Source organism: Undibacterium sp. GW821-FHT11H02 (assembly GCF_058808015.1).
Map to the genome: position 1 here is coordinate 38,938 of NZ_JBXARG010000023.1, position 20,339 is coordinate 59,276.

The window sequence follows — 20,339 nt, forward strand, 5'->3', positions numbered from 1 at the left end:
ATATAAAATGAACAATTTAAAGCAAGAATTTATCCGATTTGCAGTCGATGCTGAAGTGATTCGTTTTGGCGAATTTATCACTAAAGCCGGACGAACTTCGCCGTATTTCTTTAATGCGGGTTTGTTTAATGACGGTACAAATTTAGGCAAAATCGCGAATTATTACGCCCAAACCTTGATTGAGTCTGGGGTCGAATTTGATATGTTATTTGGCCCGGCTTACAAGGGAATTACCTTAGCGTCAGCCACCGCAGTGGCGCTGGCGAATAAAGGGCGCAATTACCCCTTCGCCTACAATCGCAAAGAAGCCAAAGATCACGGGGAAGGCGGCACGATAGTAGGTGCCAAATTAGCAGGTCGTGTCGTGATTGTTGACGATGTGATTTCTGCGGGAACGTCGGTAAGAGAGTCGGTCGAGATGATTCGCGCAGCAGGGGCGACACCAGCGGCGGTGCTGATTGCCTTGGATCGTATGGAGCGCGCCGGAAAAGATGATCAACTGTCGGCTCATTCCGCCGTACAGGAAGTCAGTCAGCTATATGGCATTCCTGTCATCGCAATTGCGAATTTGAATGATTTGTTTGAATGTCTGTCCAATGAAAGTGCCGCCTCACCGATCGCGCAGTACAAAGATGCTGTCGGAGCTTATCGCCAAAAGTACGGTGCGATTTAAGACTGGTATACATGAAAAAGCTTTTGTTATTTATTTCTAAATAGTTTGCTTGCAATTTGATGATAAAAACTAAGTTTTTTGGCGAAGAAGAGAAGGTATACTGTGGGCATGTGATAATTATCACAGATATAGTGTTCACAACGTGAAAACATTCCTTTAGGACTTAGGCAAAACAGACGCTGGCCTTGTTGTGTTCGCCTCGCCGTGCAATTGCACTGTCTTCGGCTCCACGCCCCCGACTCAAGCATTCGAGGGCAGGCTCTAGACAGCGCAATTTTGCGTAAGTCCTATCCTTATTGAGTGTTAAGAAATAATTAAATATTAATGTTCGCTCAGGCGAAAGGTTTTTGAATGAATAAGAAAGCATTAGTCACTGGTATTACAGGGCAAGACGGTGCCTATTTGGCGCAATTGCTGCTGGAAAAAGGTTATACCGTGTTTGGCACTTACCGACGCACCAGTTCGGTTAACTTTTGGCGTATCGAAGAGCTGGGGATTGATCAGCATCCTCAGCTTCATTTGCTTGAGTATGATTTGACTGACTTGTCTGCGAGCATACGTTTAATCAAGACAACAGAAGTGGCAGAGGTCTATAACCTGGCAGCGCAAAGTTTTGTCGGCGTTTCATTTGAACAGCCAGTGACCACCACCGAAATTACAGGCTTGGGCGCCTTAAATCTGTTAGAGGCGATTCGACTTGTGAATCCTAAAATCCGCTTTTATCAAGCCTCCACCTCGGAGATGTTTGGTAAAGTACAAGCCGTACCGCAAATTGAATCGACACCATTTTATCCACGCAGTCCCTATGGCGTGGCAAAGTTGTACGCGCATTGGATGACGATCAACTATCGTGAGTCATATGATATTTTTGCTTGTAGTGGTATCTTGTTTAATCACGAGTCGCCCTTGCGTGGTCGTGAGTTCGTGACCCGCAAAATTACCGATTCAGTGGCAAAAATCAAACTGGGTAAATTGGAATGCCTTGAGCTTGGCAATATGGACGCGAAACGCGACTGGGGTTTTGCCAAAGAATATGTTGAAGGCATGTGGCGCATGTTACAGGCAGATGTACCTGATACTTTTGTGTTAGCGACAAATCGTACCGAAACCGTGCGTGATTTTGTGACGATGGCTTTTAAGGCGGCGGATATTCAATTGAAGTGGGAAGGTGTAGCCGAGCAAGAAGTTGCTCGCTGTGCTACGACCAATAAAATTTTAGTCAAAGTGAATCCCAAGTTTTATCGACCTGCCGAAGTGGAGCTGTTGATTGGCAATCCACAAAAAGCAAAAGACGTCTTAGGTTGGGAGCCAAAAACCACTTTAGAGCAATTGTGTCAGATGATGGTACAAGCAGATATTCAACGAAATACTCATGGACACTCGTTCTAAACACGGGCGCCCGCGTGCGCTGATTACTGGCTTGCGCGGTTTTACCGGCGAGTACTTAGCGCACGAACTGGAAGCGAGTGGCTACGAGGTGTATGGTACGGCTTTCGGCAACGAGGCTTTGGGTGAGCGCGTATTTTATGTCGATCTGTGCGACCCAACCGCCGTGCGAGAGCTCATCAACCAAGTCCAGCCTGATATCGTCGCCCATCTGGCGGCGATTTCGTTTGTCGCGCATGGGAATATTGAAGATATCTACCGGATTAATGTGGTTGGTACGCGTAATGTTTTAGAGGCACTGGCGCAGTGTCCATATCAGGCCAGATCTATTTTGGTGGCAAGTAGTGCTAATGTGTATGGAAATAGCACTTCGGAAGTCATCGCCGAATCAGAGCCGCCTTTGCCCGCCAATGATTATGCCGTCTCCAAAGTTGCGGTCGAGCACGTGGCACGAATCTGGATGGATAAATTGCCGATTTTTATCACCAGACCATTTAATTACACTGGTGTTGGACAGTCTGAAAATTTTTTACTCCCTAAGATCGTTAGTCATTTCAAACAGCAATTGCGGCAGATTGAATTGGGTAATCTCGATGTTGCGCGAGACTTCTCCGATGTTCGAACGATCGCCCGCGCCTATCGCGAATTGCTGCAATTGGCACCAGCAGGACAGACTTTTAATATTTGTTCAGGCAAGCCACATACGCTACGCGAAGTGATCGCTATGGTCGAGGAACTTGCGGGCTATAAAATTAATGTGGCAGTCAATCCAGCCTTTGTACGTCCGAATGAGGTGCGAAAACTAGTCGGTAATCCACAGAAATTAGTAAGCGCGATAGGTAGTTTGCCAACAATCACTTTGCGGGAAACCTTGGCATGGATGTTAGGACGTGAAATGCCCGAACAGGCAAAGTTATCAATAGCTTCGGTAACACCAAAGTTGGTCGAGGTTATTGAGTGAATGTCGTGTTATCGATCGAGGCTGTGCGTCCTCCTCTTGCGGGTATCGGTCGATATGTGTGGGAATTGGCAACGCGGCTACCTCAGCATCCTCAAATAGAATCAATCCGTTATTTGTCGGATGGTTTGTGGCGCGGGCTGCCTGATCTTGATAATCATCACCATCGATCCCCGGCAGGCAATTTTTCTAGCCGTTTGCGTCATAGACTAGGACAGTCTCCACTGGTATCGAAACTGTACGGCATGATGATGCCTGTCATGGCGACACGTCAGCTAAATCAAATTAAGAATGGCATTTTTCACGGGCCGAATTTTTTTGTGCCTCAGTCCGATCTGCCAAGTGTGGTGACCATACATGACTTATCAGCCTATCATTTAAATGGCTGGCACCCTAGAACCAGAATTGATCGTATGCGTAAGCTGATTCCGCAAGCGGTAGAGCGAGCCAACTTGGTAATAACCGACTCTGCAGCCACCAAACTGGAATTGATGCAAGAGTTCGGTTTGTCTGAAAAGAAGATTCAGGCTGTTCCTCTTGGTGTCGATCCTGTTTATCACCCAAGGACAGCGGAGCAGGTCGAGGCTGTCATGCGTCAATTTGGTTTGACCTACGGCGGATATAGTTTATTCGTGTCGACGATAGAGCCACGCAAAAATATTTCACGTCTGCTCTTGGCTTATCGACGTTTGCCGGCGGCTGTACGCCAGCGTTGGCCGCTGGTGATTGCTGGGTCCGAAGGTTGGAATAGCCAGGATATTCATGCGCAGCTGATACAAGCTGCCGATGAAGGATGGTTAAAATATTTGGGCTATGTGCCACAAGATACTTTGCCCATGTTGTATGCCGGATGTCGTTTGTTTGCCTACCCCTCTTTGTACGAAGGATTTGGCTTACCTATCATCGAGGCGATGGCGAGTGGTGTGCCAGTATTGACTGCCAATTCATCGTCTATGCCCGAGGTAGCTGCGGGTGCTGCGTACTTGGTGAATGCGGAAGATGTGGCATCGATTTGTGATGGTTTGGCACTGAGCTTGCAAGATGAATTATGGCGTCAACAGGCTTGTTTACAGGGCTTAATACGAGCCGGTGAACTAACTTGGGAAAATTGTGTGAATCAGACAGTTCACGCATATCAAGTTGCCCAAACTATTGGGTAAGAATAAAAAATGAAAATTCTGCATTTCTATCGTACCTATTACCCCGACAGTTTTGGCGGCGTAGAGCAAGTGATCCGTCAGATGGTGGTGGGGACTTCACGCCTGGGCATCGATGCCGAAGTACTGACCTTAACCCGCGATCACCACAACTTGGAAATTGAGTTCGAAGGACATAAAGTTCATCGCGTGCCTTTAAATGTCGAGATCGCATCGACGGGATTTTCCTGGTCTGCCTTCGCGCGCTTTAAGGCGCTTGCGGCACAGGCAGATATCGTCCACTATCATTTTCCCTGGCCGTTTATGGACTTGGCACATTTTGCCTGTGCGATTAAGAAGCCTAGTGTGGTGACCTATCATTCAGACATCGTTAGGCAGAAAGTTCTGTTGAAACTTTACCGGCCATTGAAGACAAAATTTCTCAATAGCGTTGATCGCATTGTCGCAACCTCGCCAAATTATTTTGCCACTAGCCCTATTCTGGCAAAGTATAAAGACAAGACAGAGATTATTACTTACGGTTTGGATAAGGATATTTATCCGGTCGCGACAGAGGCGCAATTGCGGCAATGGCGTACTCAATTTCCCCAGCCGTTTTTTCTCTTTGTCGGTATGCTGCGTTACTACAAGGGACTGCACGTATTGTTGGATGCCGTTGCGGGTACGCAAATGCCGGTAGTCATCTTGGGTGATGGTCCGGTTGAAGCAGAATTAAAAGCACAAGCGAAACGCTTAGGCTTGAATCATGTTCATTTTCTAGGTGCTTTGCCCGAGGCAGATAAAGTAGCATTACTCACTTTATGCCATGCCTTGGTCTTCCCATCGCATCTGCGCTCGGAAGCGTTCGGTATTACTTTGTTGGAAGCGGCGATGTTTGGGAAGCCGATGATTTCTTGTGAAATCGGTACCGGTACTTCCTATGTCAATATCAATCAAGAAACGGGCCTGGTAGTGCCCGCCAATGACCCTATTGCATTCCGTCAGGCGATGCAATATTTATGCAATCATCCGCAACAGGCACAACAAATGGGCGCACAAGCCGCACAACGTTATCTGTCGTTATTTACAGCGGAACGCATGGCCAAGAGCTATCAAACGCTGTATCAGAATGTGCTGTCAAAGTAATCGCAGTCATACGAATTGCAGTTAATGCGAATTCAATTGTGTGACTACGAATCGTGTATCCAGCCATTGACTACCAATAAAAATGGTTTTGTCGACATTGATCACATCGAATATCAATAAATTATCTGACCATTCGAAATTTTGATCGAGATGCGACTCACTCTTGGTGAGTGCTGTAGTGATTGAGTATGAACCCGGTCCTAAATTGCATTGGAACGGTAAAACATAACTAAGTCTGGCACCTGCCTGCAAATTATTTTGCACCTGCTTGGTATGCCAGGTATTACTGCCCCAAATGACACTGCCTTGCTTGTCGCGCAGCATCATGCCCAATACCAGTTCGGGGATATCGGCGACGACTTCCACTTCACACAATAATTGAATTGCTTGGCCTACTCGTGCTGCCGCGACTTCTTCCAGAGTATCCTGATCCTGTAGGATAAGACGTTTTACCACCGCAGTACCTGAGCCTGACCGGGTTTTTAACCAACCTTGCGGGTCACGACTTTGTTCTATCGCCAGTTTTTCATTTTCTTTCTGTGCGATCAAGGCATTATAGAAATCGACTACTTCATCTGGTGCACCTTGTTTAAGGATCTGCCCTTTATCAATTAGGATGACATGATCACATAGGGAGCGAACATCGCTCATCCCATGCGTGACTAAAATGATGGATGTACCTTGTTCCTTAAACTGACGAATACGATCGAAACTTTTGTGTTGAAAATAGCTATCGCCTACTGACAAAATCTCATCGACAATTAATATGTCAGGACGCACCGCTGTGGCGACTGCGAAAGCCAGTCGCGCTTGCATGCCGCTGGAATATACGCGTAAAGTCTGATCAAAAAAATCGCCGATCTCAGCAAAATCTTCAATCTCTGGCATCAGGCGATCTAAATCAACATTGCTAAAACCCATCAGACCGCCAGCCATATACGCATTTTGACGTCCGGTAAATTCAGGATTAAAGCCTAGACCGAGTTCGAGCATGGCACTAATCCTACCCGTGACGTTGACGCTGCCCACGGTGGGGCGGACAGTACCCGTAATCATCTTGAGCAAGGTACTTTTGCCAGCGCCGTTTTGACCGATAATCGCAATCGCTTGTCCGGCTTCAACGGTAAAACTGATATCTTTATTGGCCCAATACTCGTAAGCTGGTTTAATTGTAAAGCCTATCCAATTGAGCAGACGCGAAAAATTGCCGTCAAATTTGGCGTAGCATTTTCCGACTTGATCAATTTTCAGAACTGTTTGATTTACTTGACTCATAGTGCATCCACCAGATCTGCGCTGGCTCTTCTGAAAATCCAAAAGGCGAATAGAAATAAGATACTTGCAGTGACGAAAGGCGTAATCAGATTTTCCCAATTCGGTAAGCGCCCATATAACAAGGCATCCTGATAAATTTTCACTAGTCCTGACATAGGATTCATCGCCAACACAAAATTGAAGCGTTTCGGCAGACTATCTGCTGGATAGACAACGGGTGTAAGCCAAAACCACAATTGCATCACTATCCCTAGAACTTGGCCGACATCTCGCGAAAATACATTGAGTAAGCCGAGTATGATGCCCAGCCCAAACGCAAATAGTACGATAAGTAACATTCCTAAGGGCAGTATCAACCAAGCAACATTTGGCGCGTGCCCCAAAAACAAAAATACCACCAGGATTGCCATTAATAACAAACAATGATTCAGCAGCGCACTGCCGCCTACGATCAAAGGCAAGCATAAACGCGGGAATGAAATCTTCTTGAGCGTATTCGAATAATCGATAAAAACAGTGGTGCAGCGTGTGACGATTTCCGCGAATAGACCCCAGGCCGCGGTACCCGCCATGAGGTAGACCGCATACGCAGTTTTACTGTCGACATGCGGTAGTTTCGCGGCTAGGACTTCAGATAGAACAATCGCAAAGATAGTCGCTTGTGCTAAGGGGTTTAATATCATCCATAAAGCACCCAATTTACTGCGTGCAAAACGGCCGCGAAATTCGGCCTTGATGGAGGACAGCATAAAAAAACGGAAACCCCATAAAGAGGCGAGAAGGGCTTTCAATTAATCGCTCGCAGTCGCAGAAAATTATTCACTATCAACACGACCATAAATGTCGCCAAAACGTACGATATCGTCTTCACCGAGATAGGTGCCAGATTGCACTTCAATTACTTCAAGATCAATGTCGCCCGTATTTTCTAGCCGGTGTTTTACTCCTAGTGGAATATAGGTTGACTCGTTTGCGCTCAAAGTCATGACCTCTTCACCGCGGGTCACACGGGCTGTACCAGTCACGACTATCCAGTGTTCAGCGCGATGATGATGTAACTGCATCGACAGGCTCCCACCCGGTCTGACCACGATACGTTTCACCTGAAAATGCGCGCCACTATCGACAGAATCATAATGACCCCATGGCCGATATACCTTACGATGATTGTCCGTCTGCACATAGCTATTATCTTTGAGACGAGTGATGATGCGCTTGATATTGCAGGTATTTTGCTTGTTGGTGACTAACACTGCGTCCGGCGTTTCAACCACAATCACGTCATCGAGGCCGAGACAGGCAACCAGACGACTGTCGGAAATCACCAGGCAGTTATTTGAACTCTCCATCAAGACATCGCCGCGCACCGAATTGCCTTGGGCATCCTTGTCGGAAACTTGCCAGACCGCATCCCAGGCTCCGACATCAGACCAGCCAGCGTCAAACGGCACAACACAGCCAGGGATCCCGAGTTCAGGCGTCTTCGCCAATTTCTCCATAACCGCATAGTCGATAGAGTCGGATGGACATTCAGCAAATGCGAGCTTGTCTATACGAACAAAGTCATTATCGACCTTCGCTTCTTGTATAGATCGCTCGCAAGCCTGAAACATAGGCAAATTGAAATGCTGAATCGCTTTGAGCCAGACACTGGCGCGCATCATAAAGATGCCGCTATTCCATACATAATTGCCGCTAGCGATGTACTGCTGGGCGACTTCATGTGAAGGCTTTTCCACGAAATTTTTTAGTTCGACTGGGACGCCACCATTAATTGGCGCACCAATTTCTATATAGCCATAACCGGTTTCTGGTCGGCTTGGCACGATACCAAAAGTAACCATCGCACCTTGCAGTGCTTGCGCCAATCCGCTCGATACCACAGCGTGGAATTTTTGTTCGTCCGCAATCACGTGGTCGGCAGGCATAATCAAGAGCACACTGTCTTGCTCATTGGCGCAGGCGTTCAACGCAGCGAGAGTAACCGCGGGCGCTGTATTTTTACCGAAGGGTTCTAAAATCAACGCGCAATTTTGATAATCAATTTCGCGTAATTGTTCAGCGGTGATAAAGCGGTATTCTTCATTGCAGACGACGATTAACTTTGGACTGACGGCGATATCGCCTTGAAAATCTCTGACGCGTTGTGCCGTCGCCTGCAACATCGTTTCATTATTAAACAGCGAGAGTAATTGCTTAGGGTGTTTTTCGCGTGACAGTGGCCATAAACGAGTGCCGGAACCGCCCGACAAAATTACCGGTTGAAGTAACATGCTCTTCCTTCAGATTTGTTTCTTACTGATGTGTTGAATACTCTACTGTGGCCTGTTGTGGGTCAGGCTTGATCGCCTTTGCAAACAGGCATAAAAAATGACGCCATGAGTAAATACAGGCAAACAATAAAATCGCTTATTGTACATGCAGATTGATCTTATCTCTGTCCAAGTTTGTGTAAATATTGTAGAAACACAGGATCTATAGAGCGCAGTAGTAGCTTGATCATTTATACTGAGACATTTTCAGCGATGCGTTAGCCGGATGGCGAAGAATAGTTATATTATGAAAACACAAGAGCCACATGTTGCAGACGATGCTTTGATCCGCCAACGAATGCTATCGAATACGGGCGGCGTGCGGGGACTATCTTCGCACATGGATGTGGGTGTTTCACTGCATCAAAAAGTCATAGCGCCGGGTGAGATTGATCCCCATGTTTCGACGCAGAAACCGGTATTTCCAGCGAGTCATGACAACCTGCAGCAGGATTTTCCACAAGAAATGCCAGGTAAAGTTTGGCCACAGGGCTTGATTCCTTATGCCAAAGCGCGTATTGCCGCCTTGTTCGATCCCCGGTTGTCATTGAAAGGCCGCTTGCGTTCTTTGCCTTTGATAGGCTACGGCTTTGGCTGGATCAATGCCTTTATTCGTCTGCCCTTGACACGTTATCGTCATACAGTCGCGATTGATGTCTTGCGTCAGCAAAATCAATTACTACAGGCACAATTGCATGGTGTAAACCAACGCATCAACCAGTTGGAACCATATGCCGATACCTGGATAAATGCCGTTCAGCACATTGTTAGCTTGAAAAATCAGGAAGTGCTGAATTGCATGCAAAGCTTACTGGTGCGTATCGAGAAACTTGAAGCGGTAAAAATCGCGGCGCGCTTGCATCAGTTCGACAATCTCGATATTGGTAAACGTTTAATGCAGATTGAGCAATTAGAGCTTGCGCGCAAGCTCAAACAATTCACTCAATTGATGCGTATAAATCAAATCGATCAAAGTCGGGAACAACAAATCTATGCCACCTTGTTGCATAGGATAGAAGCGCTGGAGCAAGCCGCCGATAACTCCGGGATAAAAAATGCAGGAGCCGAAAAGCCGGCGGTTTCAGACGAGCAGCAAGAGCTCGATCTGGCTAAATTCTATCTGGATTTCGAAGCCCAGTTTCGTGGTTCTCGCGCTGAAATCAAACAGCGTCAACAAGTCTACTTAACTTATTTTGATCGCCTGCTCGCGCAGCCAGTTGAGCAGAGAAAACTGTTTGTCGATGTCGGTTGTGGTCGTGGCGAATGGCTGGAGTTATTGAGTGAACAAGGCATACCCGCAATCGGAATTGATTCGAATGCGAGCATGGTTGATGCCTGTCTTCAAAAAGGCTATGCCGCGAAAGTCGCTGATGGCATCGCGTTTTTGCAGCAGCAAGAAAAATCCAGCCTGGCAGGTGTGAGTGGTTTTCATATCATCGAACACTTGCCGTTTGAAAAATTGATTGCCCTATTCGACGCTGCATACGATGCCCTGAGTGATGATGGTATTTTGATTTTTGAAACTCCAAATCCAGAAAATCTCATCATTGGCGCATGCAATTTTTATTACGATCCTACGCATCTAAAACCTATCGTGCCAGATGTGGCGCAATTCATTGCCAAGCAGCGCGGTTTTCGTCATGTGGAAATTAAACGTCTTCACCCATTCCCAGATGATTATCAAATGACTGGCGAAAGCCAGCTTGCACAGACGCTGAATAAATTCCTTTTTAGCGCTCAAGATTACGCAGTGATTGCGCGCAAATAATATGCATTCGATTATGTCCGGATCAGTACAAAAGATGTCGCCTAAACAAATTCATCAATTTAGCTTTGCCTGCAATACTGGCGATGGTGTGACGAATAGTATGTTTTATATTCGTAAGTTATTGCGTAGTTTAGGTTTTATTTCCAACATTTATTCTGAGACGATTCCGGAAGACTTGCGCGACGAAGTATTCGATATTTCGCAGCTGCCCGTGAGTGATGATGTACTGCTGTTTTCGCATCATTGTCTTGGCTACGACAACTGGAAATGGTTGCTTGCATTAAGCATGCCTAAAGTCATGGTGTATCACAATATTACACCGACAGAGTTGCTACCAGAGGATGGCGATATTCGTCGTTGGGCGGATCTGGGGCGCGAGCAATTACGAGATTGGGCACCGCATTTTTTGGGAGCGATTGGGGTATCGCAACTCAATTCACAGGAATTGCTAGCGAATAATTACGCTCATGTCGCCACCATACCCATGCTGGTGGATTTTGAAAAATTGACGCAGATCCTACCTGATGTGGAGGGCCTGGCGGATTTGCGTGATGCCTATAATGTCTTATTCGTCGGGCGTATCTGTGAAAATAAGAAGCAACTTGAACTGATTGATTTGATTCATCACTTAAAGCATAAATCACCTACACCGGTGCGCTTGATACTCGCAGGTGTAGTCACCAGCGGTCACTATAAAGTTTTGATCGATCAAAGAATCGTTGAGCTAAATCTGCAAGATCAAGTGTTGTTTACTGGCAAAGTGAGCGATGCAAAACTGATAGGTTTGTATCGTAGTGCCGACGTCTTTGTATGCTTAAGTGCGCACGAAGGGTTTGGTATGCCTTTGATAGAAGCGATGCGCTACAAATTGCCTGTGATAGCGCGTGACAGTAGCAATATTGCTGATACTTTGGGTGTCGGTGGTTTACTGATGCCGGCCGATAGCAGCCCTTGGGATTGTGCGCACGCAGTTTGGACCTTGTCGCAAGAGCCGGGTTTGCGACGTCAGATGATAGAGCGTCAGCTGGTCAATCTGCAGCGTTTTTCATTAAGCACTGTGACGACGCAACTGGTCGAGTATTTATACTCAATTCAAGTCGATGTGCCCGTATCGAATGTGCGACTGGATACGCCAGAAGCCTCAGAAGATTGGCAAATTGAAGGTCCTTTCGATTCCACTTATAGTCTCGCTATCGTGAATCGTGAATTAGCCAAAGCTTTAGACCAAGACCAGCTCGCTGTGCGATTGCGTTCACATGAAGGGCATGGCGATTTTGTCCCTGCAGCAGGATTTTTGCGCAACGATCCGGTTTGTCACAAGTTGTATCAGGCGTCGGTGGAGGCGCAGCTGCCGCCTTATGCGGCGCTGCGATTCTGCTATCCGCCGCACCTCGATAATATGCCAGCCACAGTGCGAGCGATTCATTCCTACGGCTGGGAAGAAACGGGCTTTCCCATCGCCTATGTTGAAGAATTTAACCGGCGTCTGGATTTGATTACTGTCTTGTCCGAAGTCGTCGCAAAAACCCTGCGCGATCAAGGTGTGCGGGTACCGATTGCGGTCACCGGTGCGGGCGTCGATCATTTATTGCAAATCGAAGCAAAGCCATTACCCCAATCAATGACTGCGGCTTGTAGGAGCTTTCGGTTCTTGCATATTTCTTCCTGCTTTCCTCGAAAAGGCGTGGATGTTTTGTTGCGGGCCTACGGCCAGGCATTTCGTGCCAGTGACGATGTCAGCCTGATTATCAAGACTTTTCCTAATATTCATAATACAGCGCTTGAGCAATTGCGCGCCTGTCAGCAGGCCGATGCGCAATTCCCGCATGTGCTCATCGTTAGTGAAGATTGGGACGATGCTCAAATCGTCGCGCTATATCATTTTGCCGACGCTTTTGTGGCACCTAGCCGGGGTGAGGGCTTGGGTTTGCCTATAGCCGAGGCGATGCTCTTTAATCTGCCTGTGATCACTACGGCTTGGGGGGGGCAAACTGATTTTTGTGATGATACGACGGCGTGGTGTTGTGACTTTACCTTCCAAAAGGCGCAGACCCACATGCAACTCACACACTCTTTATGGGCAGAGCCAGATTTGCAGCATTTAGCGCAATTAATGCGACAAGTGCATGCGCTTGACGAGGTCCAGCGATTACAAAAAAGTGAGTTGGCACGACTTAGAATTACAGAAAAATTTACTTGGGAAAAAACGGCGCAAAGAGTGCGTGCTGCAGTGAATGCCCTATCGCAGCAGCCCTTATTGAGAAATGAACCGAAGATCGCCTGGATTAGTACTTGGAATGCACGATGTGGCATCGCAAATTATTCAAATTACTTGACGCAGGCATTTCCTGTGGGGCGCTTGACTATTTTGGCGAATCATATCGTCGAAAGAATGGACGTCGATCAAACTAATGTCATTCGTTGTTGGACCGCGAGCGAAACCGGGGAGCTTGATTATGTGCTTGAATTGGTGGAAGAGCTTGACTTAGATGTGGTCGTGATTCAATACAATTTCAGCTTCTTTAGTCTCGCAATTTTGGCTGGCGCCATCGAGCAACTTAAGGCGCGCGGTAAAGCGGTATATGTGTTTTTTCATTCAACCGCGGACGTCGTACTACCTGAGCAAACCAAGACCTTATCGAGTATTCGCCAGCACTTGTCCATAGTCGACAGAATATTCGTGCATGGTATCGACGACATAAACCGCTTGAAGAACTGGGATCTGATTCAGAATGTATGCTACTTCCCGCATGGTATTGCATTGCCACCTGTGGCGATGAATGTTGCGCAGGCTGCAGTCAAAGATTCCCCAAAAACCATGATCGCTTCGTATGGATTTTTGCTACCGCATAAAGGCATTCCCGAGCTGATAGAAGCATTTTCTTTACTCGATCATACGCAGCGTGATTACCATCTCATGCTAGTTAATTCCTTATACCCAGTTCCGGTATCGGCGGACTTGAAACAGCGTTGCATAGAATTAATCGCCCGACTGGGTTTGCAAGAAAAGGTCAGCCTGCTGACGGATTTTTTGTCAGACACCGAAACGCTAAATTTGCTGGCTCATGCGGACTTAATCGTTTTTCCTTATCAACAAACGCAAGAATCATCTAGTGCTGCGGTGCGGGTAGGACTCGCCAGTGGTCGTCCCGTGGCAGTGACGCCCTTGAGCATCTTCGAAGATGTGGAGGATGCCGTGTCGAAATTGGCTGGCATTAGCCCAAGTGATTTGGCTCTCGGCATTACGCAATTATTGGATGCCCCGCAAAACTTACAGGAAAAAATGAAGCAAGCGGAGCTTTGGTTGCAAGAGCGCCGTTGGCCTGGCCTATCACGACGCTTGCTAAATTTGATCGATGGTGTGGCCAATCGATTAGAGTCGGCTGAAGAATCAAGCTGAAGAATCAAGCTGTTAAGGGCTCAATCGGATTATTTTTTCGGCATACTCGCTTCATCCACGCCGACAGTAGCAACATGCTTAAGCTGTTCAGGCTTCTTTACGATAAGTATTGCGCCTTGCTTTTCCACGATGTTGAGTTTCATCAAAGTATGAATGGCGCGCGACACGGTTTCGCGGCTGGTATTGACCATGATCGCGATTTCATGTTGCTTAGGCATGCCTTCGATTACTTGCCCATCTTTTGATTCTCGTACGAAGGTTTGCAGTTGCGCAAAAACTCGTTGAAAGGCATTCGGAATACTCAGTAAAGTGCGTTGATTCGAAGCGGCGCGCACGATCTGAGCAAAATGTGTCATCAATCGTTTCGCAATGAGCGGATGATGAAAAATTAATTCGCGGGCGTGATTGCTTGGGAGAAATGCGACTTCCGATAATTTTACTGAAATGACCGAGGCTGAGCGCGGCAAACCATCGATGACTGAAAGTTCTCCAAAATAAGCTCCTGGTTGAATAAAGTGAATGCCGATCTCACGACCCTCTTCACTTAAATCAACCACTTGCAGTTTTCCACTGAGTAAAAAAGCAAGATTTTCTGCGGTTTCGCCTTTGCGCATGACGATGTCATGGCTCAAAAAAGTGCGGCTCGACATGAGGCTGGCAACCTTTTGTAAGGATGGCTCGTCGAAATCTTTGAATAAGGGAATATTAGCCGCTACTTCTATTGCAATTGACATGAATATATTTGTTAGTGGTCAGGAGTTTGGAATTGATACTATTGAGATAATAAAAAATTAATTTAATGAAGAAAAACATCCATAAAAACAACACGATACCTGAAATGCGGTAAAATCGGGTGTAAAGTAAAAGGGTATAAAAGTTTAAGCTATGGTATACGCTAGCCAATAAGCGCTAGTAAACTACCACTAAAAGTCGATTTTAGCTGTTTTAAAAAAAGTGTTGGGCGCTATGCAGAATTTTTTCTTCCGTCTTAAAAAATATTTGGCGACTTCCTTTGTCGTGTTGGGCGTACTTGTTCTACCTTCGGTGGCGTACGCCAGTGAGGCTGTGGGTACGGTATCGTTTGTGATTGGTGATGCGAATTCTTCCACCGACGCGAAGAGCAGCCAGGCGATTTCACGTGGCGACAAACTGCAAGCCGGTCAGATTATTTTGACAGGTGCCAACGGCCATGTACATATTAAAATGATAGATGGTGCCTTTGTCAGCATTCGTCCGATGTCACGTTTCCGTATCGAAGAATATAAGTACGATGCAGTTGAGCCAAAGAACAGCCGCATCAAATTTGTACTCGAACAAGGTACGGCACGCAGCATTACTGGCAAAGCGGGTGAAGCATCAAAGCAATCCTATCGTCTCAATACACCATTGGCCGCCATCGGGATTCGTGGTACTGATTTTGTTGTGAATACCGAAAAAGATGTGACCCGTGTGATCGTACAGAGTGGTGCGATTGTCATGACGCCCTTGAGCGAAGAATGTTTATCGACCTCTTTTGGTCCATGTAATAACGCCACTGCACGCGTCTTGACAGCTGCGATGCGCGATGCATATCTTGAGTTGCGCAATAAAAAAGACGCGCCGGTCTTGGTGCCTGCAGAAAAATCCCTGAATTCCCCAAATCTGATGTCGCCTCCTCGTCCTGAAGAGCCGGCTGCGGATCGCGGCAATAAGTCATCAACGTCTTCCGTATCGACGGTACAGCAAGACACTAACCAAGCTGTGACGGTGACGACGATTAAGACCAAAATTGATACTTTGGCGAGTGCGAATAAACCTAATGAAAAGCCAGTTGATAAGCCTATCGACAAGCCTGTTGAAAAGCCAGCCGAAGTCATACCAGAGCCTGTGGTTCCAGCAAAAATCTGGTGGGGTCGTTGGACCACTGTTGCGGATGGCGGTACCACTAATTCTGCATTAGCACCAGATCGTGAAACGACCTTTAGTAATGTGGTGTTCGGTATGGCGCGCGAAAAAGGTGAAGTTTTCGTACCAAGTTCCGGCGTGGCTAAATTTAAATTAGCCGACTCCGAAACTTATCTGATGAATCCTGATAAGTCTTTGACGGCAGGCAGCGTTTCCGACACCAATCTGGTGATTGATTTTGCCAACCGAAAATTTGATACCTCACTGATCGTGAATGTCAAAGGAATTTCTCCAACAGAAATTCGTGCCGCAGGTGATATTTCTTTCCAAGGCGTGTTCTTGAGTGAAACCACCTCGCCAGATACGATAGTGGCAGGTAGCTTATCCAAAAATGGTGATCAGGTCGGCTATCTTTTTCAACGGAATATCAATAGCGGGACGATTTTTGGTGCCACACGCTGGATACAATAAATCTGCTGGCGATGACAAGTCAATTTTGAATAATCCTTTCATTCAGCGGCTAAAAAAAAATCAGGAGAAGTCTCCTGATTTTTTGTTTTAAGAATCCATTATGTCACGTGAACGAATTCGCCTTCTGGTATTAATATTCGCTCTGCTGACTTCGCTATTCATTGATAAATTACTGCCTGGATTAACGACGCCAGTCGAGCATGCGCTCAGTGATTGGCGGACTAAAGTTGCGATCCAGTGGACGGACTTTATCGCCCATAGACAAGGCTGGGATACCAGAGAACGGCGTCTGGTTATTATCGACATTGACGAAAAGAGTGTGGCGCAAGAAGGACCTTGGCCCTGGCCTAGAGATAAAGTCGGCGCACTGATCAAAACTTTAGTCGACGATTACAAAATTTCCGGCGTTGCACTTGATATTGTGTTCCCCGAAGTGCGACAAAAAGACGAGGTTTTAGCGAGCCAGATACAGCGCCCCGAGGTCACAGGTGCGGTGGTGTATGATTTATTGAATCGTGAACTGCCTGAGTTAAGTCAAGATTTGCCCTCCGTGATCGGTACCCGTATCACTGCTGCAGCGCCGCGTACAACAGGCTTGCCGACCACCAGTAATCATAAGCTCATTATGCCAACCCGCGTAGGCCATATCACACCGATGATAGATAGTGATGGCGCGATTCGCAGTTTGCCGCCGATTATTTGTGCGCCGACGACTTTCGCACGTTGCATGCCCTTACTTGAAATTGCCGCGTTTTCAGGTCTATTAGACAGGCCTACATTAAAACTGCAGGCAGGTAATGGTTGGTTGGCGCCACCCTGGGAAATGTTGGTCATGGATGGCGAAGATATGGCCATCGCGCGTATTCCGCTCACCCAGCAAGGATTAATTACCGTGCCATACCGACATAATCAGGGTGGCTGGATGTCTTTTTCCGCCACTGATATTTTGCAGAAAAAAATTGAACCAGCCCAATTAAAAGGGAGTGTTGCCTTAGTCGGTTCAACCGCCTTGGGCATGGCGGACGTGATAGTAACTCCGATTAACCCAGGCGCCGCCGGTCTGGTGCCGCATGCTGAGGTATTGTCGGCTTTGTTCGACAATCATTTTCCTTACCAGCCGCGGATTGCGTTGCTGTTAGTTGCCTTGATTTTATTACCAATGGCATGGTTATTGCACTGGATGATAAGAAAAGTACATGCGCCAACAGCGATAATGCTGCTTTATCCAGGCTGGTTAATCCTGTCTTTGAGTTTTGGGTTTGTAAGTGCTTTGGCTTTGCATGTGTTCGTCAACCTATCCTTACCCTTGGGCGCATTTCTATTCTTTCCGCCACTCGCTATTTTGACTTGCATTTTGTTAGCCTTGTACAGCTCAAGTTCTGCTCACGTTAGTGTGCTCGGCCTGTTGTCGGCCTATCTGCCTAAACAAGTTGCGCAACGTTTGGTGCTGCCGGCAAGACGTGGAAAAAATGGGAAAAAGATTGATACGACGATTGACGCTGCACGGCGTGAGGTGACGGTATTGTTTGCCGATATTCGTGGCTTTACAGGAATAGTTGAAACCCAAAGCCCAGAAATTGTCGCCACCTTAATGCATAAGATTTTTAGTGAAATGGCGCATGCTGTGGTGAATCATCATGGCACGATAGACAAATTTATTGGTGATGCGGTGATGGCATTCTGGAATGCCCCTGATGATGACCCTGATCATGCACAGCATGCTTTCGACGCGGCGCAAGAAATGCTGCAAAGAATTCGCAATTTGGCAGACTTTTGTATGGAACTCGGCATCGCACCAGTGAGCGTAAGCATAGGTTTGGAGTCTGGTCACGCTTTGATAGGACATTTTGGTTCAGAGCACCGGCGTACCTACACGGCGCTCGGCGAGACCGTCGTCTTGGCCAGCAGGATTGAAGGCTTAGCGGCACAATTTCAGCAGCACATTCTGATTGGACAGGTTTGCGCTCAACACCTAAGACCTGATCATATTGAATACATAGGGCAAACCTCAATACGAGGTCGTCAGCAAATGATTCAGGTTTATGCGCCATCTGCGCTTTGAAAGAATTTCCGTATAGATATGGCTTACTTATCTTAAATCTTATATTAAGCCTTATAATCCAGCTAATTGAAGCAATCCTAGCCCGAATTTTATTCACATACATGCGTTTTTTTCTGCACATTTTAGTGTGTTGTCAACTCATCTTGCTGTCACAGTTGCTGTCGTCGCCAGCATTTGCGCAAAAGGTCAATCAACACGAGGATGTTTTACTCGCTAAATTGCAAGAGTTTCCATCAGTCTATGCTTACTATCGTGAAGCGAAGTTTGTTCAGGCGGAACAAGAATTGCAAAATGAACTAGTGCGCCATGAAAACGACGCACAGTTCTTCAATTTGCTAGGTGTTCTGCAATTGAAGCAGAATAATTATGTGGCTGCTGCCGCCTCATTTGAACGTGCGGTCTTGATTGAACCAAATAATGCCGGTACTTGGATCGACTTGGCGATTGCGACCTTTGAGACAGGTAATTACGACAGTGCGACGGGTTATTTTGACTATATTGAGGCGACTTTTCATCCGCCAGAGTTGTTGCGAAAATTAATAGATAGCTACAGAAAGCGTTTGCTACAAGCGACTGCGCCAGTAAAAAATTGGCAAAATTTAATGGAATTTCAAGTTGGACACGATACCAACGCCAATAGCGGCTTGCAATCGGCTTTTATTCCGGTGACTTTTGGCGAAGACAGAATCGATTTGCCGCTAGACCCTGATTTCAGAGCGCGTGCTGATAATTATGCTCAATTATTTATTGGCACGCGCTATCGCCGAGTGGTTGAAACGAAAGCTTATGAATTTGGGTTTTCAGCAAAACATCGCGCCTATAAGCATGAGCATGCCTTTTCTGGTACGGACTTTTCTACCAATGTTGGCATGCAAAATGTCAATTCTATGGGCGTCATTTCGGCTGGCGTTTACGGTGATTTCTCAAGTCTGGGAGGAAAGGGCTTACTGCACAATGTCCGTTTGAGTGCTGGTATCGAACGCCCGATCAAATCTTGTCGTTATGGCTTTGGTGCCGAGCTTGAATGGCGTCGTTATGTCAGCTTAAACGGTCTGAATGCAAATGTAAGTTGGGCGCAACTGGCGGCCGCTTGCGAGCAGGCTATTGCTGGTAAATCATTTCAATTTACATTTATCGGTCGTTATGGTTTCGATAATCCTGTTTCCAAGCGTCCTGGCGGCACGACTCATCGCGAAGAATGGCTCATCCAGCTCGGTTCGAAAATTCTACCTCGATTGCAAATAGACTTAAGCGCAAGCTTTTCCAATGCTTACGATGCCGAAGGTTATAGCGTTTTGTTGGAAAATAATGCAAGACGAAATTTATATAGACAAAACTACCGCTTTCAGATGAGCACCCCTTTAGATGCTGATCTTGATATCTTTTTTAAAATTGACCGCAACTCGATAGGGTCAAATATCTTGCTGTTTGCACAATCTGGCAGCAGCTTCAATCTAGGCCTAAAGCGCCGCTTCTAAGCCCCATTTGTGTAGTTCAAAACACATTTTCACACTTAAAGTAAATTCTTACAATGTGCGTACAAACAAGTGTTTACATTGGCATCATGATATGAAGTAAAATCGTGGACTACTGCGTGTATTAGTTTCAAACAATAAAAAAGTTTGTAAGGCGGTAGAAAGTGAGTCAGCTTGTTGTTTTTACGAAAAAATATTGTAAACGTGATGTACATCACGTCTTTTTCTGTTGGGCGTAATTACTATACGATCGACAAGTAGCGCAACATGGCTGACTTGCAGTTTTTTTAATTAAATTTAATTTCCTTTTAGGAGTTACACACATGGCTGTTACTACACAAATGCGCACGCAAGTGACTCAGTTGTACGTCTCGCTTTTTGGCCGCGCGCCAG

General features: G+C 46.5%; 14 protein-coding genes. 10 read left to right on the forward strand and 4 right to left on the reverse strand.

Annotation, left to right across the window (positions count from 1 at the left end):
* Positions 1 to 7: 7 nt before the first annotated feature.
* The 5 genes from pyrE (at position 8) to AC1RR2_RS18690 (ending at position 5,299) form a co-directional block, all read left to right on the forward strand.
* Positions 8 to 673, forward strand: a complete 666-nt coding sequence (gene pyrE, locus AC1RR2_RS18670) for an orotate phosphoribosyltransferase (RefSeq protein ID WP_493223784.1) — start codon at positions 8 to 10, stop codon at positions 671 to 673.
* Positions 674 to 1,024: 351 nt separating this feature from the next.
* Positions 1,025 to 2,062, forward strand: a complete 1,038-nt coding sequence (gene gmd, locus AC1RR2_RS18675; RefSeq protein WP_493223785.1) for a GDP-mannose 4,6-dehydratase — start codon at positions 1,025 to 1,027, stop codon at positions 2,060 to 2,062.
* Positions 2,046 to 3,020 carry a GDP-mannose 4,6-dehydratase gene (locus tag AC1RR2_RS18680; RefSeq protein WP_493223786.1) on the forward strand — a complete coding sequence of 325 codons (975 nt, stop codon included), beginning with the start codon at positions 2,046 to 2,048 and terminating at the stop codon, positions 3,018 to 3,020. The genes gmd and AC1RR2_RS18680 overlap by 17 nt, the downstream gene beginning before the upstream one ends.
* Positions 3,021 to 3,025: 5 nt before the next feature.
* Complete coding sequence (locus AC1RR2_RS18685; RefSeq protein WP_493223787.1) at positions 3,026 to 4,177, forward strand: glycosyltransferase family 4 protein; 1,152 nt, start codon at positions 3,026 to 3,028, stop codon at positions 4,175 to 4,177.
* 9 nt (positions 4,178 to 4,186) lie between these two features.
* Positions 4,187 to 5,299 (forward strand): glycosyltransferase family 4 protein, encoded by a 1,113-nt coding sequence (locus tag AC1RR2_RS18690; RefSeq protein ID WP_493223788.1) that lies wholly within the window; start codon positions 4,187 to 4,189, stop codon positions 5,297 to 5,299.
* A 21-nt stretch (positions 5,300 to 5,320) separates the two neighbouring features.
* On the opposite strand, the gene AC1RR2_RS18695 is transcribed toward AC1RR2_RS18690, so the two are convergent.
* From AC1RR2_RS18695 to AC1RR2_RS18705, 3 genes are read right to left on the reverse strand one after another with little or no spacing between them, the layout of a single operon-like run.
* On the reverse strand, positions 5,321 to 6,574 hold the full coding sequence (locus AC1RR2_RS18695) for an ABC transporter ATP-binding protein (RefSeq protein ID WP_493223789.1): 1,254 nt from the start codon (positions 6,572 to 6,574) through the stop codon (positions 5,321 to 5,323).
* Complete coding sequence (locus AC1RR2_RS18700) at positions 6,571 to 7,365, reverse strand: ABC transporter permease (protein WP_493223790.1); 795 nt, start codon at positions 7,363 to 7,365, stop codon at positions 6,571 to 6,573. The genes AC1RR2_RS18695 and AC1RR2_RS18700 overlap by 4 nt, the downstream gene beginning before the upstream one ends.
* Before the next feature lie 24 nt (positions 7,366 to 7,389).
* On the reverse strand, positions 7,390 to 8,847 hold the full coding sequence (locus tag AC1RR2_RS18705; protein ID WP_493223791.1) for a mannose-1-phosphate guanylyltransferase/mannose-6-phosphate isomerase: 1,458 nt from the start codon (positions 8,845 to 8,847) through the stop codon (positions 7,390 to 7,392).
* A gap of 286 nt (positions 8,848 to 9,133) precedes the next feature.
* Here AC1RR2_RS18705 and AC1RR2_RS18710 point away from each other — a divergent pair, with 286 nt between their 5' ends.
* Positions 9,134 to 10,654 (forward strand): class I SAM-dependent methyltransferase, encoded by a 1,521-nt coding sequence (locus AC1RR2_RS18710; RefSeq protein WP_493223792.1) that lies wholly within the window; start codon positions 9,134 to 9,136, stop codon positions 10,652 to 10,654.
* Positions 10,655 to 10,667: 13 nt separating this feature from the next.
* Positions 10,668 to 14,054 (forward strand): glycosyltransferase family 4 protein, encoded by a 3,387-nt coding sequence (locus tag AC1RR2_RS18715; protein WP_493223793.1) that lies wholly within the window; start codon positions 10,668 to 10,670, stop codon positions 14,052 to 14,054.
* A gap of 29 nt (positions 14,055 to 14,083) precedes the next feature.
* Here the strand turns inward: AC1RR2_RS18715 and AC1RR2_RS18720 are convergent, their stop codons facing one another.
* A complete protein-coding gene (locus AC1RR2_RS18720) occupies positions 14,084 to 14,788 on the reverse strand; it encodes a Crp/Fnr family transcriptional regulator (RefSeq protein ID WP_493223794.1) in 705 nt (234 codons plus the stop codon).
* A gap of 232 nt (positions 14,789 to 15,020) precedes the next feature.
* On the opposite strand from AC1RR2_RS18720, the gene AC1RR2_RS18725 reads away from it, so the two are divergent.
* The 3 genes from AC1RR2_RS18725 (at position 15,021) to AC1RR2_RS18735 (ending at position 19,949) form a co-directional block, all read left to right on the forward strand.
* Positions 15,021 to 16,409 carry a FecR family protein gene (locus tag AC1RR2_RS18725; protein ID WP_493223795.1) on the forward strand — a complete coding sequence of 463 codons (1,389 nt, stop codon included), beginning with the start codon at positions 15,021 to 15,023 and terminating at the stop codon, positions 16,407 to 16,409.
* Positions 16,410 to 16,509: 100 nt separating this feature from the next.
* Positions 16,510 to 18,471 carry a CHASE2 domain-containing protein gene (locus AC1RR2_RS18730; protein WP_493223796.1) on the forward strand — a complete coding sequence of 654 codons (1,962 nt, stop codon included), beginning with the start codon at positions 16,510 to 16,512 and terminating at the stop codon, positions 18,469 to 18,471.
* A 101-nt stretch (positions 18,472 to 18,572) separates the two neighbouring features.
* On the forward strand, positions 18,573 to 19,949 hold the full coding sequence (locus AC1RR2_RS18735; RefSeq protein ID WP_493223797.1) for a tetratricopeptide repeat protein: 1,377 nt from the start codon (positions 18,573 to 18,575) through the stop codon (positions 19,947 to 19,949).
* The last annotated feature ends 390 nt before the right edge of the window (positions 19,950 to 20,339 follow it).

Excerpts from the sequence above, each read along its gene's own strand:
- gmd (WP_493223785.1), top strand. The coding sequence starts at position 1,025 with ATGAATAAGAAAGCATTAGTCACTGGTATTACAGGGCAAGACGGTGCC.
- AC1RR2_RS18725 (WP_493223795.1), top strand. The coding sequence starts at position 15,021 with ATGCAGAATTTTTTCTTCCGTCTTAAAAAATATTTGGCGACTTCCTTT.
- AC1RR2_RS18720 (WP_493223794.1), bottom strand. The coding sequence starts at position 14,788 with ATGTCAATTGCAATAGAAGTAGCGGCTAATATTCCCTTATTCAAAGAT.
- AC1RR2_RS18710 (WP_493223792.1), top strand. The coding sequence starts at position 9,134 with ATGAAAACACAAGAGCCACATGTTGCAGACGATGCTTTGATCCGCCAA.
- AC1RR2_RS18735 (WP_493223797.1), top strand. The coding sequence starts at position 18,573 with ATGCGTTTTTTTCTGCACATTTTAGTGTGTTGTCAACTCATCTTGCTG.
- AC1RR2_RS18705 (WP_493223791.1), bottom strand. The coding sequence starts at position 8,847 with ATGTTACTTCAACCGGTAATTTTGTCGGGCGGTTCCGGCACTCGTTTA.
- AC1RR2_RS18680 (WP_493223786.1), top strand. The coding sequence starts at position 2,046 with ATGGACACTCGTTCTAAACACGGGCGCCCGCGTGCGCTGATTACTGGC.
- AC1RR2_RS18715 (WP_493223793.1), top strand. The coding sequence starts at position 10,668 with ATGTCCGGATCAGTACAAAAGATGTCGCCTAAACAAATTCATCAATTT.
- AC1RR2_RS18730 (WP_493223796.1), top strand. The coding sequence starts at position 16,510 with ATGTCACGTGAACGAATTCGCCTTCTGGTATTAATATTCGCTCTGCTG.
- pyrE (WP_493223784.1), top strand. The coding sequence starts at position 8 with ATGAACAATTTAAAGCAAGAATTTATCCGATTTGCAGTCGATGCTGAA.
- AC1RR2_RS18695 (WP_493223789.1), bottom strand. The coding sequence starts at position 6,574 with ATGAGTCAAGTAAATCAAACAGTTCTGAAAATTGATCAAGTCGGAAAA.
- AC1RR2_RS18690 (WP_493223788.1), top strand. The coding sequence starts at position 4,187 with ATGAAAATTCTGCATTTCTATCGTACCTATTACCCCGACAGTTTTGGC.